The sequence below is a fragment of the Hymenobacter volaticus genome (genome assembly GCF_022921055.1).
GTDB classification, from domain to species: Bacteria; Bacteroidota; Bacteroidia; order Cytophagales; family Hymenobacteraceae; genus Hymenobacter; species Hymenobacter volaticus.
Map to the genome: position 1 here is coordinate 30,001 of NZ_CP095061.1, position 12,646 is coordinate 42,646.

Here is a 12,646-nt window from a genome sequence, read left to right on the forward strand (position 1 = left end):
CTATAACGGTCCTAAGGTAGCGAAATTCCTTGTCGGGTAAGTTCCGACCTGCACGAATGGTGTAACGATCTGGGCGCTGTCTCAGCGGTGAGCTCGGTGAAATTGTAGTCTCGGTGAAGATGCCGAGTACCCGCCACGGGACGGAAAGACCCCGTGCACCTTTACTATAGGTTGACATTGACGCTGGACAACACATGTGTAGCATAGGTGGGAGACGTTGAGCCAGGGCCGCTAGGTCTTGGGGAGTCGCCGTTGAAATACCACCCTTGTGTTGTTTGGTGCCTAATCTGGAATACGGAAACAGTGTCTGCTGGGTAGTTTGACTGGGGTGGTCGCCTCCAAAAGCGTATCGGAGGCTTTCAAAGGTCCGCTCAGTCCGCTTGGTAACCGGACGTAGAGCGCAATAGCAGAAGCGGGCTTGACTGTGAGGCCCACAAGCCGAGCAGGGTCGAAAGACGGATATAGTGATCCGGTGGTTCCGCATGGAAGGGCCATCGCTCAAAGGATAAAAGGTACGCCGGGGATAACAGGCTGATCTCCCCAAGAGCTCATATCGACGGGGAGGTTTGGCACCTCGATGTCGGCTCGTCACGTCCTGGGGCTGGAGAAGGTCCCAAGGGTTCGGCTGTTCGCCGATTAAAGTGGCACGCGAGCTGGGTTCAGAACGTCGTGAGACAGTTCGGTCCCTATCTGTGGTGGGCGTTGGAGATTTGACAGGACCTGACTTTAGTACGAGAGGACCGAGTTGGACGAGCCGCTCGTGTACCGGTTGTGGCGCCAGCTGCAGCGCCGGGTAGCGACGCTCGGATGAGATAAGCGCTGAAAGCATCTAAGTGCGAAACTCACCTGAAGATGAGATCTCCGATATAGGAAGAGTCGTGGGAGATGACCACGTGGATAGGCGGGAAGTGTAGAGGCCGGAATGCCACAGCTGACCCGTACTAATGACTCGAACGCTTCTAGCAGTACAGACTCCTTACATGGGGTACTTTTTTTCTCTCTTGTCCTTGTGTCAATGATATAGGCCGGTTGTCGAGTTTCGTAAGGGACGACCGGTTGCCAGTAATGGTGGCTTTAGCCCGGGTGTTCACCTCTTCCCATTCCGAACAGAGTCGTTAAGCCCCGGAGCGCCTATGGTACTGCCTTCATCGGTGGGAGAGTCGGTCGCCGCCAACCTTACCTAGTAGAGTGCTTGTCCGCCCCTCCGGCCCGTGCCGTCGAGGGGCGGTTTGCGTTTAGGCCGGTCGCTGCCAATCTTGTACTAGGGAAAAGGGGCTGGTTCGGAAGAGCCAGCCCCTCTTCTGTTAAGTTATGTTACTATAGATTCACGTTCCTCCTTGAAGGCGGTGATGAATTGGTTAGCTGACGAGGTAGGTTAGTTTATGATGCTGACTTGTTAGTCGCTTCTCTATCATCTTTTCTCGTTGCTGTAGGCATAATTCCAGGGATTAAATGGTTTGCTACCACTTGAAGTATGAATAGCGAATAGATGCTAATTCATTTGTACCAAGAACTTTCAGATCTATAAGATGGTGTTTCTTGTTACTAGGGTAAGCATCATACAAAAGGCCAAGATTCAAGCTGCTTAGCTTGAATCTTGGCCTTTTGTATGATGCTCCCAGTTTGTTTATGTGTAGCCTTGATGGTTCCAATCAAGCTAGACATTGCAATACTTAGAAAGGATAGCCAATTGCAATATTTAACTTGATAGCTTTAGGGCCAGTCTTGTTAGCAGTAATCGGATCGCCGGTAGGCGTTTCTATATCTACGTTGTCATAAGGATAAATTAATGGGTAAGCTGCATCGAGACGAATTACAAAAAACTGGACATCGATGCGAATACCCGCACCAGCACCCACAGCCATTTGCTGTAAAAAAGTCTTGAACTGAAATTGACCATTCTGTCCATCCGGATTCCCATTAGAATCATAGGTGGCGCGGCTAGCATCGGCGTTTACCAGCCAGATGTTACCAGCGTCTACAAATAGGGCACCTTTTACATAGGGAAACAAATCTTGACGGTATTCTACATTAGCTTCTAAGCGGATATCACCTACTTGGTCGTAGAAGCCACTATTGGCTTTACGCTGTGTTTCGCTAGGACGGTAGGTGCCTGGCCCTATGCCGCGGGCGTTGAAAGCGCGTACACTGTTAGGGCCACCGATACCATATTGCTTGAGGTAAGGAAGGACATTAGAATTCAGATATGGCATGCCTACACCTATGAGCAGACGGGTTGCAATTTTGTTGCCGCTGGTGGGATTAGCGGACATTCGGTAATAGTTGCGCAGCTCTAAGTCGACTTTGGTGTACTGCGAATACTCTTGACCGAATAATGCGTAGGACCCGTTTTCGGTCTTAGAGGAGCCGCTGAGGCTTTGGAGTAGGTAGGCCAGGTTACCTGATAAATCTAGGCCACCGCTGAAGTAAAACTGGTTGCGGCGCTGCTCCAACGATTGTTGGTTGTATGTGTATTGGTAGCTGCTACCCAAGATGAATTGCTGCCGAAAGCTGTTTGCTAAGAAGGGTCGCTCATTCAGCAGGTCAGTGAATACTTGCTCTTGCTTGCTTAGTCTGAGGTACTGCAAGTCGATAGGTTGCAGGCGTTGCTCATTGGTAACCTTGGTTTTCCAGCTATAGCCGTAGCCTAGATTAAAGATGTCTTCCTGAAAGTATTTGGTTCGTAGGACATACTTGTAGCCTGCTTCAAAGAAGGTGCGGGGTTGAAAGTCGGAGTTGCGTAGGCGAATATCAAAAGGTGGCGTAATGAGCCGCGGAACGAGCAATTGTGCATCAAGACCGTATTGCGTTGAAGTAACGCCAGATAAAGCGCCTTGCCCCGTCTCAGCGGAGGCGCTGGCATTTACGAGCAGTTGTTCTGCACCGCGTAGTGCCGATCTGTTGCGGAACTGCAACACCAAGGATGGTCCAGTAAAGATGTTAGACGTGTTCATCTGAAGCTCGGCACGCAAAGACTTTTTGGGTACCTGCGTCATGCGTACAAAGGCATTCAGATGGCCATAGCCGGCAGAATCGGGAACGTTACGAGCGGGGCGGAATCGGATATCAACGTATTTGAAGGTACCTAAGCTCATGAGACGACTTAAGGTCTGGTCGGAGCGGCGGCGACGGTAGAGGCTATCGGGATAAAGAAATGTAGCGTTGGTGATGGCCTTCGCCTTGAAAACTTTCTCATCGGGGAAATAGCGGTAGCCTCTGTAGGGTATCGGTGTGCGACCGGCAGATGCGGTATCGGATAGTGAGTAATCGGTATTAAGAGTTACGCGGTTCAGAACGTATGGGCGCACCGCACGATCCTGAATGTTGTTCTTTACCGTTACGTAGATATTAACTTGGTTGTCGAGGGTGCTATCTACTTGGAACAGGATGTTGTCGGGTGAAAAATAGTAGTAGCCTTGGTTCTTGAGGATGCCATCAATGCGTACTCGCTCATTAACTAAAGTCTGGAGATTATACGGGTCACCTACTTTCAGTAGAGAGCCGGCTTTGGTAGCTTGAATGGCCCGGTCAACGAGCGTATCACGGTTTGGGAACTGGATTTCCTTGATGAGGTAGGGCTTACCAACCCTGGCCGTATAGTCAACTGAGGCAGTTTGGTCTTTCACTTCAACTTTGGCATTCACAGCCGGCTTGAAATACCCGTTGTTGTTGAGCCGGTTGACCATCAATCCCTTTACACGCTGAGTGTCCACTTCACTTAATAGCACTGGCTTTTCGCCGTACTTGTCAGCTATCCACTTGCCTATTCCTTTGGTCTTGCCTTCACCGAGATGCCAGAAGTACAGTTTTGGCCGCTGCCCTAGAAAAGAGGTATTTGGCTTAGGAGCAATAACCCCTTCTAGTTCGGTGGTCAGAAGGCTCTCGTTTGAGATGGGGCTATCTGACTTCAGCTTTACGGTGCTACCCGTATATAGCTTGGAGCCTTCAGGAATATACTTGGTACCTGAGCATGATGCCGCTGTTAGTAAAACAACCAGAGCTGCCCAACGTCCAAACTTATTTTTCCAACTCCTCACTTTAGAAGTAGAAGAATAAGCCAGACCATTCTTGACTGGACGAGGAGCACTAGTGAGCATATGCAATAGGTGTTTTGTTGAGCTTCTGAGAAAACTGCTGGCGCGGCACTACCGAGCGTTGTAAGTCAGCCTAGCGGCCAGAAGTAGTAGCACGCTGGGCAGTCCGGAGGGAATCGCGGCGGGGAGCAGTGGTGATGACGTTCGAGGAATCGGGATTGGCTTTCCGCTCGCGGCGGTTACGGCGACGGTTATCTTTCACTTCCTCCTTCACTTCCTTGTCGAGGCCCTTGAAAAGGTCTGCCAAGCTCTGATAGTCGCGCTGGAAAATCAGGGAGACACCGTTCCGAATGTATTGGCCGTCGATGTCGGCGTAGGCATTGTTGCGGAATGCCCGGAGGCGGATGCGGCCGTTGGCCAGTACATTGTACTCGATACTTACATCGCCAGCAAAATTGCTAACTCCTTGCTGCCCCTGGGTGGCTTGGTTGCCTCCGCCAGCTAGAGGGACATCAGTACCTAGCCGTACGCTTACCCGGTCATTGAAAAGCTGTCGACGCACGGCTACATTCAGGTCAGTACGCGTTTTCTCCGAGCCGCTTGAAAAGTCAGCAGAGGAATTTACGCCTAGCTCTACACCGAGATTGGAAAGGTAACTACCAGTGAGGTTGTTGAGCTGCTGGGTTAGTACTTGGCTTGCACTACCTCGCAACTGGTCGTTTACAAGGCTTCCACTACTGCTCTTGAATGGGTCGCTGGCGAGGAAGCGGTTAAGAACCAGCAGCGAGAAAACCTGCTTATTGAGTTCCGACGATTCGCTAGGCTGACGCAACTGCGCTAAGCGTGCTTCAATTTCATTGCGGCTAATCACATTGCTGTTTTCAGGAAGCTTGATATCAAAGCCAATAGTTGGTTTCAGAAGCTCACCAGTAACATTTAAGTACACCTGAAAAGGTGTGGTGTTGCGCAAGCGCGGATCATCAGTAGTAGGACCTTGAGAGGCTAGTAATTCGGCAGGAGCCGCTTTCACTTCGTAGATGGCAGCTATACTCAACTGGGCATTGTACGGATCACCAGACCAGACGAGGTAGCTGCCTTGACCGATAGCGAATTCGCGCGAAGCCAAGTCGTAGAGCGACATGTAGTAGCTGCCTTCGGCTACTTCTAAACGTCCGGCCAGAGTAATAGAGCCGGCAGCATTGATGGTAGTATTAAGCGTTCCGTTGGCGCGCACTTTTAGGTTATCGCCGGAAAGTGGATCAATGATGACAGTGAATTGGCTTTTGTTATTGACCGTGATGCGGGCGGAAATGTCGTAGCCGGAAGCTGTTTTGGCGGTGTCTACGGGTACTTGTTGAGCCAGCATCGGGTCAATGGGGGCGCTTTTATCGACCCATTCCACAATGCCGTCCGTTTCTACCAAGCCCGCCTCGTCGTTGGGAGTCACTACCGTCAGCGCGGAGTTGTCGCCGACAACCGCGCGCGTGTTGATTACGGGTAGGTCAAGAGTGCCGCTGATACGCGTATCGGAGTCAACAATCAGTCTGCCGTAGAACAGAGGATTGTCGCGGGCGGTGCTTTGAATGGCTACAAAGTCTTCGGTAGTGGCATTGAGGTTGAAGCGGTAGTCATCGACGTAGTTTTTAGTGAGCACCCGGCCTTCTACTACTGCTTTGTTACCCAAGGAATCGAGCACGGTGAAGTTGTCGAAGCGCAGGCCTTGGTCGTCGAAATTAATGGACTGGCTTTGGATTCGGAAGGGTGCGCCTAGCTGGGTGAGTGTGAAACCCGCGTCGGCAGTGGTCGTCAGGGTGCCATTGATACGGGGCTGGCTGACGGTGCCATTTACGGTCAGGTTGCCAGTAATGCCACCAACGGTTTCTTGTAGCTGACCAACTGAGAACGGCTCGGCTATTTTCAAGTCAAACCGATTGACATTGACAGCAAACTGGATGGGGCTTGGTGGCGTGGCCAAATAGTAGCCGACTGCCTGCACGTCCATGCCCTGCTGGTTGGTGAGGCGCACATCAACGTTGTAGCGGTCGGGGGTAGGGTTAGTCGCCTTCAGATTGATATCGCCAAGCACCGACTTGTTGAAGGCGAAGCCCGTGAGAGCGGCATCGGCTGTGAAGGCCTGCCGAGGCTGCCCAAGGCTAAAGGCTATGGCTTGGCCGTTGAGCGTTCCGGCTACCAAAGAGTCTTGCAAACCAGCAGCACGAGCTAAGCCATTGATTTCCAAGTTGCCCATGCTGACCTGAAGCGGATACTGCGCACCGGCCAACGTTTGAAGGGTCAGGAAGCGGTTGTTGCGGCGGAACTCTACATTTTGAGCGAAGATGGCGCCGTTGGTGGTTGTGTAGCGAAGCTCGTTGCCAGGCGTTACGGTCCATTCTACGCCGTCGAGCAACACCTTCGGGTCGAAGCTGAAGGCGTAGGCGTCGCCGCCACGTAACACCCGCAGCACACCCGCCAGGTTCAGCCGTTCGGCGCTATCCGATTCGGCAATGCGCAGGCGGGTGCCAATCTGGTTGTTCTGTATGCTACCCGCCAGCGTTGGGTTCGGAATGCGCAACGAGGTGTCTTGGCTGACCTGTCGTAAGCCTAAGGCGTAATCCAGCTTTTCGGGGTTGGAGCTCACATCAAATTTCAACGAGTCCAAGGCAAAGCCGAGGTAGACGATACGCACGATACGGCTTCTGAGGCGTAAGTCGGCTTCGCGGCTGTCGAACGAGCCGGTGAGCTTGAACGGGGTGAGCTGCTTGAGGTCGGGCACCAGCCGTTGCACTAGCTGGGTGTTCTTCACGTTGGCATCAAAGCTGAATTGCCGGTAAGCCGCCGAAGGTCGGAACTGAACTCCCGGCAAATCGAAGTACCGGTCGATATGGCTTTGTAATACCGTGGCTAAGTCGCCGAGGGCCGTGTTGCCTTGCAGGTTGAGGTCGACAATATTGGAGTTGAAGGCCACCTCGGTGCGACCCGGCCGCTGCACAATACGACCAGTTATCGAGTCGAGGGCAATGGGCGTATTGTCGCGCACCACCACAATGTTGCGGCCCGTGAAGGTGCCATTAATGGAGTTGGCATCGGCACCGCTCAGGTTGGCGGTCAGGTCGCCTTGTACGCGCAAGTCGCCACCCGTGTAGAAGCCCAGGGCGGTGAGGTTGGCGCCGCGTAGGTTGAGGCGTTGTACCTCGTAGCTTGGGTTGTCGGCGTTACGCAAGTTGATGGTCGCCAGCAAATCGAGGTTCAGGTTGGGGTCTTGGCGGCTGCGCGCATCCACTACGTAGCGGTTCCGGTCGATGCCCACATTAGCCGCGATGCCGCGGTACGTATAGCCGTTGTAGGTGGCACTGCGCACGTTGGCTACCAACTTTCCACGCAGCAGGTTAGGATCGAGGCCCCCGCGGCCGGAGAGGCGGCCATCGGCTGTGATGCGGCCAATAGTTGGGTCGCGCAGTACTTTGCCCACATCGAAGCCTTGCACATTGAACGTGGCATTGATGGGTTCTTGCCCTTTGGGTCCGGCGCCCAAATCTACCTTAGCCGCTACGTTGCCGAAGCTAGTGGTAGCTCGCAGATCGGTGTCAAAAAGCAAAGCCGTAGGCCGTCCCCGGAAAGTGCCGGCTACATTGATGCGCGGTGGCAGTTGAAAGTCGGGCGGGATAGTACCCTTGGGCACCAAGCTGTTGATGTCGGCCGACGTGGTAGTGAATTGCTTGATGTTGAAGTCGGTGAAGAGGCGCTGGTCGGTTTCAGGCAACCCCTGAATTCGGCCGCTGGCCTTCACAACGGTGTTGCGGAAACCCACAAAGTCGAGGTCCCGGATGCGCAAGTCACCTACGCGGCCACTCACACGCCCACTCACCAACACCGACTGATTAGGGCCCGTGTTGAAGGGTGGGGTAGTAGCTAGGTCGGGCGCTAAATACAGAATGTCGCGGAAGCCAATGCGCACGTCGCGCAGGTCGCCTTCGATGCCGAGGTTGGGCAGTTGTTTGGTATCCGACAGCGCGTCGAGGCTGGCGTAGCGCATGCCAAGCGTCTGGCGGATGCGGGTGTGCGGCGTGATCAGATCGAGGTTGGTAAGCCGGGTTTGCACCGAATCAAATACCACATCCGCCTTGGTGGAGGTAATCTGAAAGCCGCTCTGGTCTTTACCAGCTAGTTGCGTGATACGACCGGTGGTGCTGTTTTCCGAGTATGAAAGGTTCTCTAGGTTGAGTGTGAGGTCAGTGAACTTGAGGTGGTTGTAGTCGAGAGCCGGTACGCGAGTGCGTAAGCGAGGCTCATCGAAATTATCGAAGGCAACGTCCACACCGGTGATGTCGGAGCGCTTCAATGTAACCACCCAACTAGCTTCCTGACCCGTAGCTTTTTCCACGGCATCGTTGATGTCCCGTACAGCTTCGGCAGGGTTAACGACGCGCTTCTCTACCGGCACATTTTCGTTTTGGGCGTAGGCGATGCTGGTGTTGCGCAGCAGGAGCGTGTTCAAGTCAACGCGCGAGTTGATGAGGTCGATGTTGTCGGCCGTAATGTCGGCTTCGCCCACACGGGTACTGATAAATTGGGCCGAGGGCGTGTTCCTGTACACCAAGCTGACGTTGTTGAGCGTAGCCTTGTTCAGCCCAAAGGTTAGTTCCAGCGGCTCGGAAACGGCAGTGTCGGGTGGGGCCGTTTTGCTTTGCTCCATGCTGATACTGGTGTTGCGCAGCGCGGCCTCATCTACTTTATAAATAGATTGGTCTACGTCCACCGCGTCCATGTTCACGGCCAACTCCCCAACTTTGGTGCTTAGGTTCAGGCCTTCGACTTGGTCGTTGTAGGTGAGGTAGATGCTAGTCAGGCGCAAGTCGCCGATGTCGTATTTGAAGCCGGAACCAGTGGTATCGGCTGGAGTAGTGGTGGTTGTGTCGCCGGCGGTGAAGGCGTTGACAATGAAATCGTAATTGGAAATACTGTCCGGCTCGGTCCGGCTGATAGCTAGGCGGCCGTCGTTCAGCTCCAAGGACTTTAGGTTCACTTGCGACTTGGTAAGCGCCCAAATGTCAAGGTCGACGCCGAGGTGACCAACCGACAGCAGCGTGTCCCCTTCTGGTCTTCGACATACACGCCATCGAGGTTCAAGGCGTGTTTGAAGTCGGTGCGGAACTTGCCGATGCGCACTTCCGTGCCGATTTTATCTTGCAAGTAGTTGGCTGCTTTACGCGCAACGTAATCTTGCGTAGAAGGAAACTGCAACGCTACTACAACCCCAATCACGAGGAGTAGCACGAAGCCAACGAGGCCCAAAACAACATACAGCGTACGACGAAGGTAAGTAGGCACAGGCGTGGTAATCAGACAGAGTGACGGTTATTACAACCAAACGGAAAAAGTAAGCTGCGGGTTGGAAGGCAACAGTACAGCTCTATCTCAAACGTTCTGAAGAGGTGTTCGTAGTGCGTCAGGTCTCGATTAAAACCTATACTCCCTATCTTTCGCGCTCAACCTATTTCCCCTTCCCCATCCATGATTCTCCGTTTCTCCTTGCCCTTTCGTACTGCGTGGGGCCAACGGCTGATGGTGTTCGGCTCCGAGCCTAGCTTAGGTCAATGGAACCTCGACCAGGCTTTGCCCCTGCACTACGACGCCGACTCTGGCATCTGGAGCCAAGAAATCAGTGTCCCCGACGACCAGCCCGGTACCCTCGACTATAAGTACATATTGGTTGACGAGCGGGACGGCAGCCGGCAGCCGGAGTGGGGCCCCAACCGGACTATCGCCTACGACGGTCGGCAGTTTGCCCGGCTAGTGTTGGAAGACTTCTGGCGCGCACCCGCTGAACCCGACAATGAATTGCTCACCGCCGCTTTCACCAAGGCTCTGTTTCAGCGCCCGAATAAAAACGGAAAGGCAACCCCAACAGCACGGATAGCCGACTCCGTAGTTCGCTTTCAACTAGCTGCCCCACGCGTCGAGCCAAACCAACAGTTATGCGTGCTTGGCTCCGATGCGGCCGTGGGCGCATGGGACGGTCGCAAGGCGCTGGTGCTCTCGGATGCCACTTATCCTACCTGGGCCACTGAGGTAGCCTTGGAGCAACCCGAGGTACCACTCCGCTATAAGTATGGCATCTGGGACCCGAACGACAAGCGCGTGGTACAGCTGGAATCGGGCGAGGACCGAGTGCTAGAACCAAGTACTGACCGCCGCACCTTGCGGGTGCGCGCCGACGACAAGTTCCGGTACCTCAACACCTGGCGCGGCGCTGGGGTAGCCCTGCCAGTGTTTGCCATGCGCAGTCAGCGCGGCCTGGGCGTGGGCGAATTTCCGGATCTGAAGCTACTCGTAGATTGGGCTGTGAGTACCGGCCTGAAGCTGGTACAAATTCTGCCCATCAACGATACTGTGGCCACGCACACCTGGGTGGATTCGTATCCGTACGCGGCTATTTCGGTGTTTGCGCTGCACCCGCAATATCTCAACCTCGATGCTGTAGCCCCGCTGCAAGACGCGGCAGCACAGCAAGAACTGGATACGTTGCGGCATGAGCTAAACGGGCTTGACTTCGTGGACTACGAGCCCATGATGACGGCTAAGTGGAGGTTTATCAAGCAACTCTATCAGCAGGAGAAAGCCAGCTTCCTCGCTGACCCCGCCTTCCGAGCGTACTACGACGAGCAACGGGCTTGGCTGGTCCCTTACGCCGCCTTCTCCGGTTTGCGTGACCGATTCGGCACCGCCGATTTCCAGCAGTGGCCCGAAGAATACCGTACGCCCAAGCTGGTAGACGAACTAACCCAGGAAGACACCCCCGACTTCGACGAGTTTGGTGTGCACTTCTTCACCCAATTCCACCTCGACCAGCAATTGCGCGATGCCGTAACCTACGCCCGCCAGCACGGAGTGGTTCTGAAAGGCGACTTACCCATTGGCATCTATCGCCACTCCGTAGATGCTTGGACGCAGCCCGAACTGTACCACATGCACCAACAAGCTGGCGCACCACCCGACGACTTCTCGACCACCGGCCAAAACTGGCGCTTCCCTACCTACAATTGGGAGCGAATGGCCGAAGACGGGTACGCGTGGTGGAAGCAGCGCATGGGTCAGTTGGCCCGCTACTTCGACGCCCTGCGCATCGACCATATTCTGGGCTTCTTCCGCATCTGGGAGATTCCGGGGCATTCGGTGGAGGGGCTGTTGGGCCATTTCTCGCCGGCTCTGCCTCTCTCGCAGCAGGAGATTCAGCAGCGGCTGGGCTGGTTTGATTACGCGCGGTTGTGCGAGCCCTACATTCGTTGGCGCTTGGTACAGAACATCTTCCACGGCCAGGCACAAGCCGTGTTCGATGAGTTTATGGAGGAAATTAGCAGCGCAGGTGACATTCGGCTGAAAGAACACGTGCGCACCCAACGCCAAGTGGAAGCCGTGTTCGAGGCGAAAACCGCCGCCGACCCCACTAATGCCGACCATTACAAATGGTTACGCACGGGCCTGTACCAACTCATTAATGAAGTGCTATTCGTGCCCGACGACCTCCGGCCCGACCACTATCATCCGCGCATTACGCTCCATAAGAGTATCTCGTTTGCAGAGCTAGACGAAGAGTCGCGCCGTCGCTTGTACCACGATATCTACGTCGACTTCTTCTATCACCGTCACGAAGGGTTCTGGCGCGAGCAAGGCCTAGTAAAACTGCCCCCCGTACGCTACGCCACCGATATGCTGATCTGTGGTGAGGACTTGGGTATGGTGCCCGAGTCGGTGCCGGGCGTGATGAAGGCCTTGGGTATCCTGGGGCTCAACATCCAGCGCATGCCTTCCAACCCCAACACCGAGTTCGGCCACCCCAACGACGCGCCCTACTTGTCGGTGGTAAGTCCAGGCTCCCACGACATGAGCACGCTCCGCGGTTGGTGGGAAGAAGACCGGGTTAAAACGCAGCGTTTCTTCGAGACCATCTTGGGTCACCATGGGGAGCATGCACCCTACCATTGTGAGCCTTGGGTGGTGCGCGAAATACTAGTGCAGCATCTGCACTCGCCGGCTATGTGGGCTATTCTCCCGCTGCAAGATATACTGGCCATGAGCACCGAGTTACGGCGTGCCGATCCACATGATGAGCAAATTAATGTGCCTGCTAATTCGCAGCATTTCTGGAAATACAGACTGCATCTACCTCTGGAAACATTGAAGGATACTTTTGGATTTAATGAAGAAGTTATTTCTATTGTAGCAGGCAGCGGAAGATAGAAAAACGCTCATACGCCGAAATACACCATTCAATCATGGACAGGGCCTTGCTATTTCAGCAAGGCCCTTCTTTTTGTCTCAATACGGGAAAAATCCAGAATCATAGCTAAATACGTAACAGTCAAAAACACAGTTTAAGTGTTATAAAGCTTGATTATTAGTGTTTTCGTTAGAGAAGGAAAGTCAACTCCAAATTGGGACTTTTCAACTTGTATATAACTGAGTTCATCGAAAAGCGCCCTGCTTAGCTCAACAGTCATACTACTTTTGGCTAGTCAAGAAGCTGTGGTGTTCGTAACGCTCACGCCCGTTTTCTGATTTTCTAAAGAAGCGCGCCATTAGACGTTTTCAACTGAAGTATTCTGCTGTAGTGC

At 53.9% G+C, this 12,646-nt stretch carries 4 protein-coding genes and 2 rRNA genes (1 of these 6 cut by a window edge); 3 read left to right on the forward strand and 3 right to left on the reverse strand.

Features of this window, described 5'->3' with window-relative positions; all coding sequences use genetic code 11:
* Together MUN86_RS00140 and rrf are read left to right on the forward strand one after the other, a co-directional pair.
* A 23S ribosomal RNA gene (locus tag MUN86_RS00140) occupies positions 1–965 on the forward strand; it begins 1,944 nt to the left of the window's first position.
* 99 nt (positions 966–1,064) lie between these two features.
* Positions 1,065–1,176: ribosomal RNA gene (gene rrf, locus MUN86_RS00145) — 5S ribosomal RNA — on the forward strand.
* 497 nt (positions 1,177–1,673) lie between these two features.
* Here the strand turns inward: rrf and tamL are convergent.
* From tamL to MUN86_RS00160, 3 genes are all read right to left on the reverse strand, one after another.
* Positions 1,674–4,097, reverse strand: a complete 2,424-nt coding sequence (tamL, locus tag MUN86_RS00150) for a translocation and assembly module lipoprotein TamL (protein WP_245120432.1) — start codon at positions 4,095–4,097, stop codon at positions 1,674–1,676.
* Between the two features lie 70 nt (positions 4,098–4,167).
* A complete protein-coding gene (locus MUN86_RS00155) occupies positions 4,168–9,057 on the reverse strand; it encodes a translocation/assembly module TamB domain-containing protein (RefSeq protein ID WP_245120434.1) in 4,890 nt (1,629 codons plus the stop codon).
* A complete protein-coding gene (locus MUN86_RS00160) occupies positions 9,054–9,362 on the reverse strand; it encodes a hypothetical protein (protein ID WP_245120436.1) in 309 nt (102 codons plus the stop codon). Before MUN86_RS00160 ends, MUN86_RS00155 begins: the two co-directional genes overlap by 4 nt.
* A 183-nt stretch (positions 9,363–9,545) precedes the next feature.
* Here MUN86_RS00160 and MUN86_RS00165 point away from each other — a divergent pair, with 183 nt between their 5' ends.
* Positions 9,546–12,272 carry a 4-alpha-glucanotransferase gene (locus MUN86_RS00165; protein WP_245120438.1) on the forward strand — a complete coding sequence of 909 codons (2,727 nt, stop codon included), beginning with the start codon at positions 9,546–9,548 and terminating at the stop codon, positions 12,270–12,272.
* Positions 12,273–12,646: the final 374 nt, after the last annotated feature.